This window comes from Streptomyces sp. NPDC043746, assembly GCF_056436485.1.
Genome location: NZ_JBWKCM010000004.1, coordinates 1 through 18,908, shown reverse-complemented (window position 1 = coordinate 18,908; position 18,908 = coordinate 1). Strand labels below are relative to the sequence as shown.

Genomic DNA, 18,908 nt, shown 5'->3' with positions numbered 1-18,908 from the left:
ATCAAGGAATCCAGAGAAACAGCGAACAGGGAAAGTCTCGTGAACTCCATATCTGTCAGAGCTCTGCTCGTGCGCGGCATGATCGCGGGCGTGATCGCGGGTGCGCTGGCCCTCGCCGTCGCCTACTTCCTCGGTGAGTCCCAGGTGGACGCCGCCATCGCGATCGAAGAAGCGCACAGCCACGCCGCCCACGGTGGCGGTGAGGAGGAGGGGGAACTCGTCAGCCGCACCATGCAGGCCACCGGCGGCCTCGCCACCGCCCTCCTGGTCTTCGGTGTCGCGGCGGGCGGGATCGCCTCGCTCGTCGTCGCCTATGCGCTGGGCCGCATCGGCAGCTTCGGCCCCCGGGCCACGGCCGCGCTGATCGCGGGAGCGGCCCTGCTCACCGTCTATGTCGTGCCGTTCCTCAAGTACCCGGCGAACCCGCCGGCCGTCGGCAACCCCGACACCATCGGGAAGCGCACCGCCCTGTTCTTCCTGATGGTCGCCCTCAGCCTGTTGCTGGCCGTCGCCGCCGTGATCGTCGGCAGGCGGCTCGCCCCCGCCCTGGGCAACTGGAACGCGACCATCGCGGCGGCGGCCGGGTTCGCCGTGGTGATCGGCCTGGCCTATGCCTTCCTGCCCTCGTTCGACGAGGTCGGTGAGGACTTCCCGGCCAGCCTCCTGTGGAAGTTCAGGCTCTCCACACTCGCCGTCCAGACCACGTTCTGGACCGGCTTCGGGCTGATCTTCGGCTGTCTCGCCGAACGGCTCTTCGTCCCCGCGGACCGTGCCGACGCGCCCCGGGCGGCGGCGCCGGTGGGCTGACCGCCCCCGCCCCGCACAGAAGCGGAACCCGCCGGGCCCATCCGGCGGGTTGCGCCGTTCTCCTCGACAGGGCCGCACCGGATCGGTGCGGCCCTGTCCCGCGGTGCGGTCGAGGCCCCCGGGGTCAGGCCTCGTTCCCCGGCGGACCGAAGTCGCCGGAGAGGGCGGCGGCCAGCCGCAGGTGCGTGGCCGCCTCGGCCTGCCGCCCCTGGCGTTCCAGGGTCCGGCCCAGCATGAGGCGCGCGTAGCTCTCCACCGGGTCGCGCTCCAGGACCGCCCGCAACTCCTCCTCGGCCCGTCCGAGCCGGGCCGAGTGGTAGAAGGAGCGGGCCAGCAGCAGCCGCGGGGCGACCTGCTCCGGCGCCTCCTCGACGAGCCCGCCCAGGATCCGGGCGGCCGTGAGGTACTCCCTGGCCTCGAAGAACAGCTGCGCCCGGTCCCACCGGTCGGCGGCCGTGCCGAACTCGTAGTAGGTGTCGTTCACGTGCGCTCCTCCTCGTCGGGCGGTCCGCCTGTTCGGTGCAAGCCCCCGAAGTGCCGTCCCGCTGTACGTTCAGCCGTGACAACACTCCATGATGGTTGAACATTCCACTAAAGCTCCGGCGTGGGTGCCGACGCTCCATGCCCGTACGGGAATAGGTTGAGCGCCATGAGCAATCTCGATCGCCAGGCCACTCCTTCCGTCTGCGGAGGGCGCGGCTTCGTCGTCGCCGAGCCGGTCCGCGAACTCCTCTCCCCCCGCCGCGTACCGCTCGGGGAGTCCACCGAGGTGCGCCGACTGCTGCCCAACCTGGGCCGTCGCATGGTGGGCGCGTGGGCCTTCGTCGACCACTACGGGCCGGACGACATCGCGGACGAGCCCGGTATGCAGGTCCCGCCGCACCCGCACATGGGCCTCCAGACCGTCAGCTGGCTCCACGACGGAGAGGTCCTGCACCGCGACAGCCTGGGCAGCCTGCAGACCGTACGCCCCCGTGAACTGGGCCTCATGACCTCCGGCCGGGCCATCAGCCACTCCGAGGAGAGTCCCCGGCCGCACGCCAGGTTCCTCCACGGTGCTCAGCTCTGGGTGGCCCTCCCCGACGCACACCGCCACGTCGAGCCGCACTTCCAGCACCACGCCGACCTCCCCGCCGTCACCGCCCCCGGCCTCACCGCCACCGTGATCCTGGGCGAACTGGACGGCGCGGCATCCCCCGGCACCGCCTACACCCCGATCGTCGGCGCCGATCTCGCCCTCGCCGAAGGGGCAAAGGCCCGTCTCCCGCTGGACCCGGACTTCGAGTACGCGGTCCTGTCGATGTCGGGAGAGGCCGAGGTCGACGGCGTACCCGTGCTGCCCGGCTCGATGCTCTACCTCGGCTGCGGGCGCCGGGAGCTGCCGCTGCGCGCCCTCTCCGACGCGGGGCTGATGCTGCTGGGCGGCGAGCCGTTCGAGGAGGAGATCGTGATGTTCTGGAACTTCATCGGCCGCTCCCACGAGGAGATCGCCCAGGCCCGTGGCGACTGGATGAACGGCACCCGTTTCGGTGAGGTGAAGGGCTACGACGGCCCTCCGATTCCGGCCCCGGAGCTGCCTCCGGTGCCGCTGAAGGCGCGGGGGAGGGTGCGCTGAGCTGGGGTTATCGCCCGAACCGGCCTCAGGGTCGCTGGCTTCGGGTGAGTTCCGTTTCTGGGCGACTTGCAACTGCTCACTTAGCCCTTTGTGTGCGCTGCTGATCTTGGGTGCGACTCCCATGTAGGGCAGGGTGTGGTGACGTTTGGTGGAACGAATGCTGACTCAATGCTGACTTTACTGACGGATAGTCAGTCGTCTGGTGGTGGCCCGTGCCATGTCGTCGCGCTAGGAGTGAGTCGGCCGAGGGTCCGCCCGCAAGGAGGTCCCGTGCATGGAGCAGGGTCGTGGCATGTGTTGCGTCGCGTGTGATGGGCAACGGTCGACTCCGCGTCTACGCTGATCCGGCGAGTTGTGGGCAGTCGACAAAGAGGGCCCTCTCGGCTGCGAGTTCGCGACGGGACCGCGTGTGCGTGCGGGACCATGATGCGAGTCGCCGAGTTCGCGAGGGCGCCGTTGGAGAAGCTGCATCGGCGGGCCTCGCAGTGTCACCAGCCTGGGCGGCTGATCTCGGGCCGCCGCAGAGCTGGTCGGTGGGACGGATTGCTGCTTTGCCAGCTGCCTCCACCGTCTGCATGGAACGCGATGCGGCGCAGCAATGGCGTACTCGCATCGTTGGCGGCGGGGTAGTTCGCTGGCGCGGAGACAACAAGAGAACTTCGTCATGAAGTTGTCTACCGGGTGGCGCTGACCTGCACCGATGCAGCTGTACCCACCCCTGACCTGCGCGGACACGTCTTTCAGCTCTTTCCGGATCTTGCTGCATTACGCGGTCGATTCTCCCCACGCGCTCCCCAGGACCGTCGACACTCCCCAGATTCTCCCCAGGAGGTGCCGTGAGGGCGGGCGTGGTGGCACGGGGCGTCGGGCCGCCGGAGGCGCTGTTAAGGGGGCGTTGAGTGACTACCCGCGGGCAGGGAAGAATCCTGGCGCCGAGCGGATGAGCGGCAGGCGTGAGTTTTCGCCGGAAGTCGACATCTTTCCGATGACGCATCATGTGGAGTGCGTCGCGATCCTCGAACCCATCGCAAAGGCCGCCTGACTTGCGGGTTTGGGTGGCGTGCGTTATGTGCTGCGTGGGCGTACGGGCGATATCTTGACGCTGAAATGACGCTCTACGAGGCATCTTGACGCTCATTTGACGCTTGTTCTGATGGCTCGTCAGGTGCGGTGCCGCGCTGGTCAGGCGGCCTCCTGGCTGCGCAGGTGTGGCAAGGCGCCGGGCATTTCGTGGTGCTGAGCGCTCCCACTCAGCCGCCTGGGCAGCGTGCCAGTAGGCTCTTCGTCTGCTGGTGGTACACGCCCGCCATGGTCCTGACCAGCGGAAACGTCCACTATGCGGCCAAGTTGTAGGCGGCTGGTCCGCGTATGACCCGGATCTTGGTCGGCACGGAGTGCACCCCTGACTGTCGGCCCGTGGCGGCGGCGAGCTGGCGGGGCGCTCCGGGACCGGCTTGGCGCCGTGTCGGCGGGAACGACAGCAAGGGCTGGGACGACTGCCTCCCGCGCAGCGGAACACCCCCGCGTCGGCGGGGAGGACGTCGAGTTGGTCGATGACCCGGAACCTGGCGTCGGAACACCCCCGCGTCGGCGGGGAGGACACTTCCTGACCTGCGCCTTAAGAAGGGCTTTGCATTTTCTTTGCCATTCGTGAGGGGGTGAGGCGCTCAGTCAGACGCATGCCGCCACTCTATCCAGCTGCAGCTGGCAAGGTCGCCAAGGCGAGGACCGCGCCCCGTTGCTGATCGAGGAACGGCCGCGGTACGCAAGTAGCGACATCAATGTCAGTGCCGGGTGCTTGTATGCGATGGGTGGCGGTTTCGCTTCCGTTGCCAGATCAGGTTCGAGTGGTGGGGCGGAGAGGGCTGGCGTGCTGCATAGGCGGAGCGTGGTGGATGAGTCGGTGTGGGGAAAGTCCCGTGGGTTGGATCCGGCGTTGCCTCCCTACCCGCTGGTGAGGCATCTTCTCGACGCGGCCGCGATGGCGCTCCACTTGTGGGACGTGTACCTGGCGGAGAACCAGAGGGCGCGTATAGCCGACGGGATGGGCTTGGCCGGGGAACCCGATCGCGCTCGGGCGCTCGTCGGCCTGTGTGCCGGCCTGCACGACATCGGGAAGCTGTCTGGGTTCCAATTCTGTTCACGGCAAGCTGCGCGGTTCCTCAGCGGCGACCTGGCGGCGGGCAGCGAGCGGATGAGTACCGAACGGGCCGGGCACGACGTGGCGGGCATGACTGCTGCGGCCGCGGTACTGAAAGTGCTGGGCTTCGAGGATGAAGACGAGATGAGCGCCGCTGATCGAGTGGCGGAGATCATCGGCGGTCATCACGGCCGCTTCCACCGTCAGGAGGACGGTGCCTATCCGGCGTTTCTCGGCGGTGCGGCGTGGGCTGGCCAGCGGGCCGCGCATGCCACAGCGGTGCACGACGCGCTGGGGGCCCCGGCCGCACCCGAGTCGTTCGAGGCTCCTGTCGCCGTGTTGGTGACGGGGGTGGTGATACTCGCGGACTGGCTGGTCAGTCAGGAGGGATACCTGCGGATACGCCAGCGGACGCTCGAGATCTCATTGGCCGCTCATTTCCGGGGCTCGCAGGCTGACGCGGCCAGATTGCTGAGGGATGCCGGGCTGGCTCCCGTGGAGCTGGAGCGCAAGGACTTCGCCGAGGCGTACGGCATCGCGGGGGAGCCGAATCCCTTGCAGCGGTCGGTTATGGACGACCTGTCGGCTGCGGCGGATGCTGGCAGTCGAGGCGGCATCATGTTGGTGACCGCCGCGCCTGGTGACGGGAAGTCGGAGACAGCGCTGGAGGCGGAGCGGATCCTGTCGAAGATTTTCGGCACGCACGGGTATGCGTTCTTGCTGCCGACGATGGCCACCAGTGACCAGATGCACGACCGGGTCGCCAGGACCTTGCGAAATCAGTCCGGGGAGGAAGCCGGGCTGACCTTGGTTCACAGCATGGCGTGGCTCAGCAGCTCCTACGCCGACGAAGACTTGGACGGCGAGGTGGTGGTGACCTGCGACGGTGACGAGGCGCCTGCCGGGCGCCGTCGCCGGGAGGCCGACATGCGGCCGGGACGGTGGTTGCGTGGAGCGAAGAGGCCGCTGCTGGCGCAGTTCGCCGTTGGGACGATCGACCAGGCGTTGATGGCTGTGCTGCCTGTTCGGCACAACGCTCTGCGGATGCTGGCTCTCTCGAACAAGACTTTCATCGTGGACGAGGCGCATGCCTACGACCCGTACATGCAGGTGCTGCTGGGTCGGCTGTTGAACTGGCTGGGCTTCTACGGGGTGCCGGTCGTGCTGCTGTCGGCGACTTTGCCGTGCTCGGTCGGCGACCGCTTGGTTAAGGAGTACCTGCGGGGCGCGGGCCACAAGTCGTCGGCACTGAAACGGCAGACCTTCCCGGCGCCCTACCCGGGCTGGCTGTACGTGGACGGCGAGACCGGCAGATGCGCGCCGATGTCCCGGGATCGCCAGCTGGAGCAGGCCCGTACGCGGAGCATGCGGCTCAGGGTGGACGTCGAGCGAGTCGTCCACAGCGGGAAGGACGGGGCGGGGGACCGGATCGCGGTGATCAAGCGGCTGCTGGAGCCCGTCGCAACGGGTGACGGCGGTACCGCTTTGGTGGTGTGCAACACGGTGGGCGACGCGCAGGAGACCTATGTGCAGCTCCGGGCAGAGATCGACCGGCGCTCCCATGAGGAAGCGGGTGATGTTCAGCTGCTGCATGCTCGCTTCCCCGGAGATGTGCGGGAGGAGCGCACGGCCGGGGTCACTGCGGGGCTGGGCCGGAGCGGTCCGAGGCCGGTTCGGCGGATCGTGGTGGCCACGCAGGTCGTGGAACAGTCCCTGGACCTGGACGCGGACATCGTCATCAGCGATCTTGCCCCCCTGGCGTTGCTGCTGCAGCGGGCGGGCCGTTGCTGGCGGCATGAGAAGCACTGGCAGAGGCATGGGTACCCCGATGGTCGCGGCCGCCCGGGGTGGGCGGATGCACCTCGTCTTGTTGTCCTCGATCCCCTGGCGGGCGGTGGGCGGGTACCGGTCCAGTGGGGTGAGGTGTACTCCGAGCACCTGCTCGGCAAGACCTCCCGGATGCTGGCCGAAGTCGAGGGTGGCGGTATCGCCATTCCGGACGACGTGCAGGGGCTGGTCGAGGCGGTCCATGGTGACAGCGAGGAATTCGACTGGAACGTCTCCGGCAGCCGCGAGGCGAAGGCTTGGGCGGAACACCAGGGCAAAGAGACCGCGGAGCGGAGCATCGCCGCCCTGTGCGCCGTGCCGCGTGCCCGGCAGGTTGCCGAACTCCATGACCTGCATGACATGGAGGGCGAAGAGGACGAGTGGGAGGTGTCGACTCGTCTGGGCGCGGACTCGGTGCGCCTGTTGTGCGCCTACGCACAGGAGGGCGGCCAGCTAACGCTCGACGCTGAGGGTGAGCAGCTGCTGCCCGAAATGCCCGAGGACGGCAGAATGCCGGCCCCACGTGTCCGACAGGTGATGCGCCGCACGATCCCCGTACGCGCCGACTGGGTCCGTGACGCCGAGCCGGACACCCTCAGTCCGCCCGCCTCGTGGGCCGAGCACCCCATGCTGGGAGACCTCCGAGTCCTCCGTCAGCCGGTCCGTCAGGGCAAGGCCCAGGCCGTGAAGATCGGCGACAGAATCCTGCACCTGCATCAGGACCTGGGCCTCGTCCGCGAATAGACGGGAACAGCCCCTCAGACGGAGCACCCCCACATCGGCGGGGAAGGCGTTGAGCCGTTCTCAGCCCCCGCGCTCTCCAACTGGTACACCCCCGCATCGGCGGGAAGGCGGTGGCACGTGCGTACGGCGACTGCTTCCCCGAGGCTATCGGGAGAAGCCGGGGTACGCCTTGCCTGCCCCGGCCAGCAGAAGCAGGTACGAGCCGATGGTTGCCAGGTCGGGTCGCAGGCTGACAACGATCACGATGATGGCGATCACCAGCACCCAGGGTGCTGGTAAAGCCCAGGACGACGGTGCGGTTGGGACTCGGTACACGAGCTCTCCTCGGGTCAACTCCGGTGTGTTGGCCGGTAGTTCTACTGGATACTGACTCTGGGGCGCAAGTCGATCAAGTCCCCTCCTCTAACTCCACCCCGATCCCCAACCTTCTGAGAATCCGTCACGCACATCACCGGAAGGTGCTCTACTCATCGGCAGCACGGAACGGAGCCCCTGTGTCAGTGGTGGCTGCTTGAATGCGAAGCGTTACTCAGGCGGCGGTTCGCTGGGGCCTTGCCGTGCTGCTTCGCGCTGACCATGTTCGTGGAGGGGGCTGTTTGATGTCTGGGGGGTTCGACCTGCGGGACGAGCCGTGGATTCCGGTTCGGCTGCTGACGGGGGAGTCGGCGCGGCTGGGACTGCGGCAGATGTTCAAGCAGGCTCATGAGATCGAGGACCTGGAGCTGCCGGTGCCGCCGGCAGCAGCTGGACTGATGCGGATCCTGGCAGCTATCACGGCCAGGATTGCCGCCGATGGAGACGACCGTCTCGATGACCTTGACGTCGCCGAGAACGTCAAGGACTGGCTCGATCTGCGTCGGCGAATTCTGCGGGCGGGCCGATTCGATCCGGATGCCGTGGACGAGTATTTCGACAAGCGCGTGCCGTCAGGCAGGTTCGACCTTTTTGACCCGGAGCGGCCGTTCCTGCAGGACCCGAGGCTTCGAACCGAATGCGTGGACGCCAACGGCGCGCCGAACCTGTCGGGTGTGAACAAGCTGGTGATGGGCCGGCCGACCGGCATCAACGGCGCGGTCCTGTTCGGCCACTTCACCGACACCGCTCCTGTCCCCGTGCCAGCCGCGGAGGCCGTCTGGCATCTGATCGCCCAGCTCTACTTCGGGCCGTCCGGCCAGTGCACTCCCCGGCGCATCACCGAGAACAGGGCCGGCAGCGGGGACGCGGCACCTCTGCGGAAGTCGGTCTCGTACTTCCCGTCGGGTAGTGACCTGTTCACCTCGTTGATCCTGGCCGTGCCGAGGCTGCCGGACGAGGAACTCGACCAGGACGAGGACCTGTGCCCGTGGGAGGGCGAACTTCTTCACCCGCTAGAGCCTCGCATTCCGATGACGTGGCCGGGTCGGATGCTGACCGGCCGGTTCCGGCACGCCGTGCTGCTCGTTCCGACCTCTGACGGCCGACAGGTGACGGACGCGTACATCACCTGGTCCACGCACGCACCGGCCCCTGTGGTGCGTGACCCGTACCAGATCCTCGACCGGCGCAAGGACGGGAATTTTCAGCCCCGCGAGGCCGATGGTGCCCGCGCGCTGTGGCGTGACCTGGACGCCCTGCTGCTGAAGGACGACCGGCAGGACGCCCAGCGGCCGCCTGCCTTCGGCGCACTGCCCAAAACGCTGCTGCCTACTCTGCGGGTGCGGGCCTACGGTTTCGATCAGGACGGCCAGCAGAAGGACAGCGTCTGGTTCGCGTCGACGACTCCCCGGGTCCTGACCTGGCTGGAGGAGAACGACGAGGAGATGGCGCACCACATCAAACGCTGTCACGCTTCCGCGGAAGAGGTGGGCGACCGGCTGGACTTCGCGGCCAGGGTCGCCTGGAAGATCGCCACGGACTCCAGTATTGATCCCTCGCCGAAGGCGAAGGTCAAACTCGACGCCCGCAAGCCCGGCCCGTGGGCCTCCGCCGCGCTGACACAGTTCTGGCCGAAGGCCGAGACCGAGTTCTGGCAGCTGACCAAGCCTGAACGGCGGGTGGTCCGACCCCGGGAGCCGTTCGTTCGCGCCGCCCTGTCGGCGCTGGACGCAGCGATCGGCCCCTCCAGCCGGGCGGACATCAGAGTGGCGCGCGCCCGGCACCGCGCCCGCTCGATGCTCCTCGCGCTCCTGGGCCCCAAAACCGGCTGAGCCGGCCCCGGCCATCCTGCACACGCTGATCATCTGTCAGCGCTCTCACCCATTCCCCCTACCAGGGATGCCTCATGACCGATTCCACGGCGGCCGCTGCGCCGCCGAAACACGACAGATTCATCTCCTACGTCCACGACCTCTGCCAGGACAACCGCACCCGTGCCGAGCTGCGCCGGGGCCTGGGCCTGCCGGTCGAGCGGTGCAACTACATGCACCGCTACCTCGTCCCCTGGCTCCACCAGCACGACGACGTCAGTTATCCGGACACCCGCCGCGCCTACTACTCGGTGGCCTCGCTGATAGCGGCGCGCCCGCGCGCCGCCCGGCACACCGAGCCGGCGGCCACCTCTGTCACTTCCTGGTACCTGCGTCCGAATCTGGGGGCCGCGCTCGGCGAGGCTGTCCGCAGGGACGTCATGAAGGCGGGCACGGCCGAGAGCGCTCTGCACCTGATGTCCCGGCAGAGCAGCGATGCCGTTCACCGCACGCTTCCCTCCCTGACCCGGCAGCTCCTGAGCGGTGGCACCGCGGTCGACTGGTCTGTCCTGCTGAAGGACCTGTCCTGGTGGACCCAGGACCGCGACGTCATTGCTACCCGCTGGCTCGACAGGTACTTCCGCTGCTCCACGCCTGTCGGCATCCCCGACATCACCACCGATCTTCCCGAGGAGAACGAGCGATGACCCTCTACCTGGACCTGAACGCGCTCCAGTCGGTTCCGGCCGCGAACCTGAACCGCGACGATCTTGGATCCCCGAAGCAGGTGCGTTACGGTGACGCGCTGCGGATCCGGGTCTCCAGCCAGTCCTGGAAGCGCCCCATCCGTCACGGTGTGGAGAAGGACCTCGGGGAGAAGGCGGCCCGGACCCGACTCGTCCCGGTGAAGGTGCAGCAGACGCTTGAGCGGGCGGGCTGGCCCACCGAGCTGGCTGCGTTCGCCGGCTCTCAGGTGGCGGTGAGCGCCGGCAAGAAGGGCATCGGCCTTGAGACCGCCGGTCACACCTCGGTGCTGTTGTTCCTGCCGGAGGCGGCCGTAGAGGAGCTCGCCACCGTGTGTGCCGAGCACCGCGAGGCACTGGAGGCCGCCATGACGAAGGCGGCGAGTGCCAAGAAAGGCGCCAAGGCCCCGCAGACCCTGCCCCCAAACACGATCGAAAAGATCCTCAAACGGCGTACCGCCTCCATCAGCCTGCTGGGACGCATGCTCGCCGAGCTGCCGGACGCCAACGTCGATGGTGCTGCTCAGGTCGCGCACGCCTTCACCACGCACGCGGCGGAGCCGCAGCGGGACTACTTCACCGCGGTCGACGACTGGCTGGGCGAATCCGAGACTGGTAGCGGGCACCTGGACACCGCCGAATTCGCCGCCGGCGTCTTCTACCGGTACGGGACCGTCAACGTCACTGACCTGCTGAGAAACCTTGAGGGGGACGTCAAGGCCGCCCGCACTGTGCTGGCCTCGTTCGCCGAGCACTTCCTGATGTCACTGCCGCAGGCCAAGAAGAACTCGACGGCTCCGCACACGCTGCCGGACCTCGCGTACCTGGCGGTGCGCGAGCACCGGCCGCTGTCGCTGGCCGCCGCGTTCGAAACCCCTGTGACCGCCGACCGGCAGGGAGGCTTCTCCAAGCCGTCCCGCCAGGCACTCGACACCTATACCGTCAACATCAACCGGCTCACCGGTGACCGCAACCGCCCCTTCCACGGGCACACGGTCATCGACCTGCAGGAGAACCCCAAGGGACTCGGCACCGCCCACGAGTCCTACTACATGCTCGTGGACGCAGCCGTCGAGGCCGCGATCAGCGCCGCCGACAGCACGGTCGCGGGAGCCCAGCAGTGAGTGGACTGCTGCTGCGTCTGGCCGGTCCCCTGCAGTCCTGGGGTGAACGCTCGGCGTTCACCCCCGTGCGGGAGACCGCCCTCTTCCCGACCCGTTCCGCGCTAGTCGGAATGTTCGCCGCTGCCCAAGGCATCGCCCGGGGCGACACAGCCGGCCTCAAGAAGTACGAGCAGGTGCGGCTGACGGTGCGGGTCGACCGACCGGGCACGCTGCTGGAGGATTACCACACCGTCGGTGGCGGCTTCCCCAAGGAACGCACCGCCGCCACCAGCGGCGGCAGCAACAAGGACGCGGCCGTCATCACCCGCCGCCAGTACCTGACCGACGCGGTCTTCGTCGTCGCCGTCACCGCCCCCGACGACCTGACGGCCCAGCTCGCGGCCGCACTACGGCGCCCCTACTGGGCGCCGTACCTGGGCCGACGCTCCTGCCCACCCGACGAGCCGTTCCTCCTGCGCCAGCACGTTGACGACCCCGAGAATGAGCTGCTGACCGGAGTACCGCTTACTTCTCCCGAACCCCGTGACGGTGCAGAACAATCGGTCGCGGTGCCGTTCCTCCGAGAGCGTGCACTTCCCGCAGGCGGTCCCGGCGCGACCGCCGACGTCATCGAGGTCAACGACATGCCGGTCAGCTTCGCCCCACACGGACGAGCCCATGCCGGCCGCCGTCTCTACCGCACCGTCGAGCCGGTGCACCGCTCTCTGGCAGGGCCGCAGAAGAGCCTGCTCACGCGTCTGATCGCCTACGCCCACGCCGAGGAACACGCATGAACGACGAGCCGGTGATCGCCCGGATCCGCCTCAACCCGCACAGTCGTGACGTACAGCGGGATCTTCGCGACGCCACCGAGATGCACCGCACGATGATGCGTATGGTGCCCGATGGCCTCGGCGAATCGCCCCGCAGCCAGGCGGGCCTGCTCTACCGCCTCGACGAGACCGACACCACCAGCACCCTCCTCGTCCAAGCGCACCACCTCGACCCTGCCCGTCTCCCGGCCGGGTACGGGCAGGCAGACATCAAGAGCCTCACCCCTATGTTCACTGCCCTGCGCAAAGGGCTGGCCGTCCGCTACCGCATCGTCCTCAACCCCGCCAAGCGCGAGCGCCTCCCGCTCGAGGCGAAAGGTAAGCGCGGCCGGATCGTGCCACTGTCCGGGGCGGACGCCGACCAGTGGTGGCTACGCCGGGCGGCCGAATCGGGCCTGCACGTCCATGTCCTGACGCCCACCAACATGCCGCCGGTCCGCCCCCGCAGGCAGGATGCCGACGGGATGCGGCACAGCCTGGTCCGCTACGACGGCACCGCAACCGTCACCGACCTCGACGCCCTCCACGAGGCCGTCCTGGCCGGTATCGGACGCGGGAAGCCGTACGGAGCCGGACTGCTCAGCCTGGCCCCCGCACCGGTCGCATGAGCGCCCCGAGAAGGGGAGGCGACGCCCGGCGGCGCCTTGCCTCACCTACCCTCGCCATGCTGCCCCGCGTCGCCGACTCCCTGTCATTTCTCTACCTTGACATGGTCCGCGTGGTACAGGACGACACCGGAGTCTGCGCCCAGATCCAGGTAGACGCCCAGCGCACGGACCTCGTCTACATCCCCACTGCGGCACTGTCGTGCCTCCTCCTCGGCCCGGGCGTCTCCATCACCACACCTGCCCTGAACACCCTCGCCCGGCACGGCACCAGCGTCGTCTCCGTCGGATCCGGCGGAGTACGCGCCTACGCCGGCATCCTCCCTGACTCCCTCACCACCCACTGGCTGGAACAGCAGGTCGCCTGCTGGGCCGACTCCGAACGACGCCTCGACGTCGCCGTCCGCATGTACCGCATGCGCTTCCAGGACGCCGATCTCCCCGAAGCCGTCACCCTCGACCAACTCCGCGGCCTCGAGGGCCAGCGGATGAAAGCCTTCTACAAGATCCTGGCCCAGCAGCACGGCATCGGCCGCTTCGGCCGCAACTACCAACCCGACCACTGGGACTCACAGGACCCCGTCAACCTCGCCCTGTCCGCGGCCAGCGCCTGCCTGTACGGCATCGTCCACGCCGCACTGCTCGCGCTCGGACTGTCTCCCGCCCTCGGGTTCGTCCACACAGGCAAGCAGCATTCCTTCGTCTACGACATCGCCGACCTCTACAAGGCCGAGACCACTCTCCCCCTGGCCTTCGCCCTCCACAATTCCGACAACCCCGAACAGGAAGCACGTCGCCGCTTCCGTGAAGACCTACGACTCCTCAAGCTCCTCCCGCGCATCGTCCGGGACGTCCAGAGCCTCCTGACGCCACGCTCCACGGATGCCACCGAAGAAGACGAGCCACAGGAGAAGCGTGACGTCCAACTGGTCCACCTCTGGGACCCCAAGGCCGGCACCCTTCCCGCGGGCATCAACTACGCGGCCCGAGGTGAATGATGCCGTCCATGCTCGTGATTGCCACCACGGCCGTTCCTGATCACCTCCGCGGAGCACTCAGCCGTTGGACCAGTGAGGTCGTCCCCGGCATCTTCGTCGGGAGCGTCTCCGCCCGCGTCCGCGACCAACTCTGGCAAGCCGTCACCGACACCGTGGGCGACGGCGCTGCTGTCCTCGTCCACCCCGCCCCCACCGAACAGGGCTACGCCATCCGAACCGCTGGCACCCGTCGCCGCGTACCCGCCGACTTCGACGGGCTTACCCTGATCCGTATGACCGCTGCACCAAAGGTAAAGGAAATGCAAAGCCCTTCTTAAGGTGCAGGTCAGGAAGTGTCCTCCCCGCCGACGCGGGGGTGATCCGCACGCGGCCAGTTGGTCGCCGAGCGCGCCCGCGTCCTCCCCGCCGACGCGGGGGTGATCCGACCCCCAGTACGAGGGCACCCTCGACCCCGAGGTCCTCCCCGCCGACGCGGGGGTGATCCGCTCCAGAGGGTCGGTTGCATGTGCCGGAGTTCGTCCTCCCCGCCGACGCGGGGGTGATCCGTTCTGAGAGGGCGGTTCGTGAGCTTTTGAGCACTTCTTGTCTTGAAGGGCGCTCATCAGCGGTTACTTCGACAGGCGCTGTCTGGTGGGGCCACAGGCGATACTCGTCTTGTGGACTGGTTGGAGCGAGCTCGGGCGGCGGAACAACTTCGAGATTGGGATGAGGCGATCGCGCTCGTGAGCGCTCACGCCGAATGCTTCTCCGGCGATCCGGACATGCACGACAACCATCTGTGGCACATGGATCTACTGGTCCGAGCGGAACGGATTTCAGAACTTACGGAGCGCGCCCTCACGGATAGCCACGCACGTCGAAGACTTAACAGATCGCTTCGAGAGCGGGGTATGGAGGCGGCGCTGTGTGGCCGCGCCGAAGACGGCGACCGTGACGCCCTATACGTCCTTGTTCGACTGATGTGCGAGACGGGTCGGGTACAAGAAGCTCAGAAGGTAGTTGCGGACATCGGCCCGGAGGACCAGTACGCACGCCAGATTGTGGCCAGCGCTTGCGGGACATAGGTGTCCGGTTACGGCTTTCTCGCGAAGCTGCCGGTGTCGGCCTCGGTGAGGATACCGAGTTTGACCAGGCGTTTCAGCTTGGCGCGGGTGCCCTCGACGTTCTTCGGCAGCAGCTCGTGACCGAGGGCTTCGCAGACGTCCTTGGCCCGTAGCGGCCCGGTCGCGTGGTTGAAGGCATCGAGGATGCGCGGGTAGTCCGGGTGCTCTGGCAGGTCCGGCGCAACAACCGGAAGCCGGTCGGCGAGGCCGGTGACGGTCTTGCGAGTGATCGCGAGGTGCTCCAGGTGGGTCTCGGCCTCCCGCAACCGGCTCTGCAGGTCGTCGATCTGTGCACGGAGGTCGTCGGCCAGGGCCCGGGCGGCGTCTTCCTGGAGGTCCAGGGCGTCGAGCAGAGGCTGGATGTTCACGCTGCTACCGCCCGTTCTTCGCGCCAGGTGGGGGTGTTCGTGCCGGTGAGTCGTCGGATCATGACGTGGGTCATCGCCCAGTAGACACGGGAGGCGGAGGAAGAGGGGCGGTGCTCGTAGCCGCGGACCAGGCGCCGGTGCAGTATTAGGATCCCGTAGGTCTGCTCGACCCTCCACCGCTTCGGCTGCGGCACGAATGAACCGTTCCGGGATCGGTGGAGGCTCTATGCGTTGACTCCAGCCGCCGGTTGGGGCTGGTGTTGAGCGTAGTGGTTGGTCTCGTGCTCGTGGGGCGGGATGTCGCCGATCGCTGTGTGGAGGCGCTGGTTGTTGAACCAGTCGACCCATTCCGCGGTGGCGAGTTCAACGTCGGCCAGGCCGTGCCAGGGCCTGCGCGGCTTGATCAACTCCGTCTTGTAGAGGCCGATCTGGGATTCCATGAGCGCGTTGTCCAAGGCGTCGCCGACGGTGCCGATCGAGGCGTCGATGCCGGCCTCGATCAGGTGCGCGGTGAACGCGAAAGACGTGTACTGACTGCCCGCGTCCGAATGATGAACCAGCCCCGGGCCAGCGGGAGTTCCGGCGCGATCGCGACGCCACAAGGCCATGTCGAGTGCGTCGAGGACGAGCTTGGCCCGCTTGCTGGTGGCGGCGGACCAGCCCACGATCGCCCGGGAGAACACGTCCACGACGAACGCGACGTAGACGATCCCCGACCAGGTGGCGACATAGGTGAAGTCAGCCACCCACCGCTCGTTCGGCCTGGACGCGGTGAAGTCGCGTTGCAGCAGGTCAGCGGACCGCTCATGGCCATCGTCCCGGACGGTGGTGCGGATCTTCTTCCCGCGCCGGGCGCCTTCGAGGCCGAGGTCGCGCATCAGTCGGGCGACGGTGCAGCGGGCCACCGGTATGCCCTCGCGGTGCAGCTGACGCCAGACCTTCCGGACCCCGTAGACGCCGAAATTGTCGGCGTGGACGCGGCTGATCTGCGTCTTCAGCTCCCTGTCGCGGACCGACCGGTCGCTGGGGGTGCGGTTCCTGGCGGCGTAGTAGGTGCTCGTCGCGATCTTCAGTCCGTGGCTGGTCAGGACTCGGCAGATCGGCTCGACCCCGAACACCTGGCGGTGTGCGTCGATGAACGCTACGAGCGCTTCGACGGCCGGTCGAGCTCGGCCGCGAAGAAAGCCGAGGCCGCCTTCAGGATCTCGTTCGCCCGTCGCAGTTCGGCGTTCTCGGCCCGCAGCCGCTTGATCTCCGCGGCCTCTTCCGACGTGACTCCGGGCCGCTGGCCTGCGTCGACCTCGGTCTTGCGGACCCAGGTCCTCACCGTCTCGGCGGCACCGATCCCCAGCTTGGCCGCGACCGCCTTCATCGCGGCCCACTCGGTGGGGTAGTTCGGGCGGATCTCCGCAACCATGCGCACCGCGCGCTCACGAATCTCGGGAGGGTAAGGGGACGGACGTGCCATGACTCGGTCCTCTCAGGGAATCGAGCCTCCATCAGACCCGGAGCGGTTCATCGGCCTGCGGGTAACCGCACCCGAGCCTCTGCGCGCGTCGCTCACGGGGCTCACCCGGAAGGCTCTGGTCAAGTGCTGCCTTCGGCTGCGGCCGGGAGCTGATCTCCGCTGTCCTGCTGACGCCGCCCGCTATGCGCTGCGGCAACTGGCACGTCGCATCCGCGTACTCACCGAGGAGATCGACGAGGTCACCGAACGTCTGACCATGCTCACCACGTCCGCCGGGCCCGAGCTCGTCGCGTTGTTCGGCGTGGGAACCGAGACCGCGGGACAGCTCTTGGTCACAGCTGGCGACAACCCCGAACGCCTGCGCTCGGAGGCCGCGTTCGCCGCACTGTGCGGCGCCGCCCCAGTTCCGGCTTCCTCAGGGCGCACCGACCGGCATCGACTCAGCCGAGGCGGGGACCGCCAGGCCAACCGCGCTCTCCGCATGATCGCGGTGGTGCGGATGCGCTACTGCCCGCGCACTCGCGCCTACGTTGCACGTCGTACCCAGCAGGGGCTGACCAAGAGGGACATCATCCGTTGCCTCAAGCGCTTCATCGCCCGAGAGGTCTACCGCGCCCTCACTCGTACTCACTCCAGCGGCACCATCTCAACAACTTGACTTCTATAGGAGCATCAAGGCGTACCAAGGAGCCGGCGCACCCGTCCGGGTGCCCTTCCGCGGCCGCCGCCTCAAGCGGTGGCAGCGCCGACACAACACCACCCACGCCTAGGCAGTTTCTTACGGATCACTGCGTGAGACCCGAGCTGTTGGTGGTGTGATGGCTTCATGCGACCTGAGCACTGTGTGACCAGGAACCACATCGAGGTGTGGCAAGGACGAGTGCTGCCGTCGGGGCCGGAACGGATCAGGTTCGGGACAGTGCTGCGCGGCTCACTCCTACCGATCCTGGTCTGGACCGGAGTCGCGTGCTTCGTGTACTTCGTCTACAACCCGCTCGTAGCGACGGTTCTCGGCGGTCTCTTCGCGTTGTCGTTCATCGTGGGGTTCGCGCTGCGTCGCAGGGCAAAGCACTCGGTCCGCTGCAGCGTCTACGGTGCGCTGGGCGGGGTGCTCGACAAGTCCATGGCTGGGTTCTGAGGCGTTGCGGCACAGGCGACCCCTCGTTGTATCGAGCGTGTTGACCGACGCCCAGTGGGCCAGGATCGAGCCCCTGTTGCCGGACCGGACTCCCCGCCGAGGGGGAAGGTGGCGTGATCACCGGCAGGTGATCGACGCGATCGCCTGGAAATACCGGACTGGATCTCCGTGGATGGATCTGCCCGCGGAGTTCGGCTCGTGGAAAGGCGCCTACAGCCGTCTGCGGAACTGGGCGATCGACGGGACCTGGGAGCGCCTGTTCACCACCCTGCTGACCCAGGCGGACGCCGAGGAGGACCTGAGCTGGGTGGTATCCGTCGACTCCACGGTCGTTCGGGCACATCAGCATGCGGCTGGAGCCCGCAAAAAGGGGCTCCAGCCGACGAGCCAGCGGACCACGCCATCGGCCGCTCCCGAGGCGGACTGACTACGAAGATCCACCTCGCCGCCGATGGCAACTGCCGGCCGCTGGCTTTCGTGCTTACGGCCGGACAGGCCGGCGACGCGCCCGCCTTCACTGAAGTGATGGCAAGACTGCGCGTCCCCCGAGGTGTCGGGCGTCCCCGGATTCGGCCCGACATGGTTCTGGCCGACAAGGCGTACTCCTCCCGGGCCATCCGCGAACACCTGCGACGGCGGGGGATTCGGGCGGTCATCCCGGTCCCAGCCGACCAGCAGGGCCACCGGCTTCGTCGGGGCAGCCACGGCGGTCGGCCGCCTGCCTTCGACCGCGAGGCATACAAACAGCGCAACACCGTCGAGCGATGCATCAACCGCCTCAAAGTGCGACACGAAGTCGCACACGTTAAGTGGGAAAGCCACGAAGGAAGGAGAAATGTGCTGACCCCGGATTAGTGTCCGCAATCCGTTCTCGCGCTCACATGCGTCGCCGGTAACCAGGGACATTGCGTGTTGTCGTTCCGCCCGGTTGAGCACCTGAGTCCTGCTTGATCACGTCCATCCCAGTGCGGTCAGTGGTCGGCTGGGGTGACGGGCGTGGTGACGAGTAGCGGTGGCGATGTTGGTTCGGCCGTCCTGCCGGAGGACGCTGATGGCGAGGTTGCGGAGGCTTGCCATGACGCGGGGCAGGCTGCCGGTCCGGGTGGTGGAGGCGTCCTCGGCGAAGGTGGTGTCGCGGACATGGTGGAGCTGGTTCTCGATCTTCCAGTGCCCTCGGATCCAGTCGGCGAGCTGTTCACCCGTGGCGGCTCCGGGCGGGAGGCTGGTGACGAAGTAGAGCCGTTCGATTGT

At 67.8% G+C, this 18,908-nt stretch carries 15 protein-coding genes and 3 pseudogenes; 13 read left to right on the top strand and 5 right to left on the bottom strand.

What is annotated here, in order from left to right:
* The first annotated feature begins 39 nt into the window (after positions 1-39).
* The gene (locus AC0682_RS05765; RefSeq protein WP_478531125.1) at positions 40-807 is read left to right on the top strand and encodes a CbtA family protein; all 768 of its coding nucleotides are present in this window, start codon (positions 40-42) and stop codon (positions 805-807) included.
* 124 nt (positions 808-931) lie between these two features.
* On the opposite strand, the gene AC0682_RS05760 is transcribed toward AC0682_RS05765, so the two are convergent.
* Entirely contained in the window at positions 932-1,291 is a 360-nt protein-coding gene (locus AC0682_RS05760; RefSeq protein WP_478531124.1) for a tetratricopeptide repeat protein, read from the bottom strand.
* A 165-nt stretch (positions 1,292-1,456) separates the two neighbouring features.
* Here AC0682_RS05760 and AC0682_RS05755 point away from each other — a divergent pair, with 165 nt between their 5' ends.
* The 9 genes from AC0682_RS05755 to cas2e all read left to right on the top strand — a co-directional run bounded on the left by AC0682_RS05755 (position 1,457) and on the right by cas2e (position 13,897).
* Positions 1,457-2,422, top strand: coding sequence for a pirin family protein (locus tag AC0682_RS05755; RefSeq protein ID WP_478531123.1), 966 nt, complete (start codon positions 1,457-1,459; stop codon positions 2,420-2,422).
* A 1,888-nt stretch (positions 2,423-4,310) separates the two neighbouring features.
* Positions 4,311-7,133: a CRISPR-associated helicase Cas3' gene (cas3, locus tag AC0682_RS05750; protein ID WP_478531122.1), complete on the top strand. Its 2,823-nt coding sequence runs from the start codon at positions 4,311-4,313 to the stop codon at positions 7,131-7,133.
* A gap of 599 nt (positions 7,134-7,732) precedes the next feature.
* Positions 7,733-9,319: a type I-E CRISPR-associated protein Cse1/CasA gene (casA, locus tag AC0682_RS05745; protein ID WP_478531121.1), complete on the top strand. Its 1,587-nt coding sequence runs from the start codon at positions 7,733-7,735 to the stop codon at positions 9,317-9,319.
* A 74-nt stretch (positions 9,320-9,393) separates the two neighbouring features.
* Positions 9,394-10,005 (top strand): type I-E CRISPR-associated protein Cse2/CasB, encoded by a 612-nt coding sequence (casB, locus tag AC0682_RS05740; RefSeq protein ID WP_478531119.1) that lies wholly within the window; start codon positions 9,394-9,396, stop codon positions 10,003-10,005.
* The gene (gene cas7e / locus AC0682_RS05735; RefSeq protein WP_478531117.1) at positions 10,002-11,165 is read left to right on the top strand and encodes a type I-E CRISPR-associated protein Cas7/Cse4/CasC; all 1,164 of its coding nucleotides are present in this window, start codon (positions 10,002-10,004) and stop codon (positions 11,163-11,165) included. The genes casB and cas7e overlap by 4 nt, the downstream gene beginning before the upstream one ends.
* Positions 11,162-11,938 (top strand): type I-E CRISPR-associated protein Cas5/CasD, encoded by a 777-nt coding sequence (cas5e, locus tag AC0682_RS05730; RefSeq protein ID WP_478531116.1) that lies wholly within the window; start codon positions 11,162-11,164, stop codon positions 11,936-11,938. The genes cas7e and cas5e overlap by 4 nt, the downstream gene beginning before the upstream one ends.
* Positions 11,935-12,585 carry a type I-E CRISPR-associated protein Cas6/Cse3/CasE gene (gene cas6e / locus AC0682_RS05725; RefSeq protein WP_478531115.1) on the top strand — a complete coding sequence of 217 codons (651 nt, stop codon included), beginning with the start codon at positions 11,935-11,937 and terminating at the stop codon, positions 12,583-12,585. Before cas5e ends, cas6e begins: the two co-directional genes overlap by 4 nt.
* 56 nt (positions 12,586-12,641) lie before the next feature.
* Entirely contained in the window at positions 12,642-13,580 is a 939-nt protein-coding gene (gene cas1e / locus AC0682_RS05720) for a type I-E CRISPR-associated endonuclease Cas1e (RefSeq protein WP_478531113.1), read from the top strand.
* Complete coding sequence (gene cas2e / locus AC0682_RS05715; RefSeq protein ID WP_361866182.1) at positions 13,580-13,897, top strand: type I-E CRISPR-associated endoribonuclease Cas2e; 318 nt, start codon at positions 13,580-13,582, stop codon at positions 13,895-13,897. The genes cas1e and cas2e overlap by 1 nt, the downstream gene beginning before the upstream one ends.
* Before the next feature lie 755 nt (positions 13,898-14,652).
* On the opposite strand, the gene AC0682_RS05710 is transcribed toward cas2e, so the two are convergent.
* The 3 genes and pseudogenes from AC0682_RS05710 to AC0682_RS05700 form a co-directional block, all read right to left on the bottom strand.
* Positions 14,653-15,051 (bottom strand): hypothetical protein, encoded by a 399-nt coding sequence (locus AC0682_RS05710; protein ID WP_478531112.1) that lies wholly within the window; start codon positions 15,049-15,051, stop codon positions 14,653-14,655.
* Positions 15,048-15,248, bottom strand: a pseudogene (locus tag AC0682_RS05705) (IS5/IS1182 family transposase); the annotation flags it as partial. The gene AC0682_RS05710 and the pseudogene AC0682_RS05705, both read right to left, overlap by 4 nt.
* Before the next feature lie 27 nt (positions 15,249-15,275).
* Positions 15,276-16,519 (bottom strand): IS3 family transposase gene (locus AC0682_RS05700; RefSeq protein WP_478531110.1). Its coding sequence is split into 2 segments (ribosomal slippage): positions 15,276-16,237 and positions 16,237-16,519, totalling 1,245 coding nucleotides; the frame shifts between segments, so codons are not numbered across the junction.
* A gap of 43 nt (positions 16,520-16,562) precedes the next feature.
* Between AC0682_RS05700 and AC0682_RS05695 the strand changes: the two are divergent.
* From AC0682_RS05695 to AC0682_RS05685, 3 genes and pseudogenes are all read left to right on the top strand, one after another.
* Positions 16,563-17,177, top strand: a pseudogene (locus tag AC0682_RS05695) (transposase); the annotation flags it as partial.
* Positions 17,178-17,345: 168 nt separating this feature from the next.
* Entirely contained in the window at positions 17,346-17,657 is a 312-nt protein-coding gene (locus AC0682_RS05690) for a hypothetical protein (RefSeq protein WP_478531109.1), read from the top strand.
* A gap of 4 nt (positions 17,658-17,661) precedes the next feature.
* Positions 17,662-18,458: pseudogene (locus tag AC0682_RS05685) on the top strand (IS5 family transposase); the annotation flags it as partial.
* Positions 18,459-18,608: 150 nt separating this feature from the next.
* Here the strand turns inward: AC0682_RS05685 and AC0682_RS05680 are convergent.
* Positions 18,609-18,908, bottom strand: a 300-nt coding sequence (locus AC0682_RS05680; protein ID WP_478531108.1) for a transposase, incomplete at its 5' end; no start/stop codon positions are given.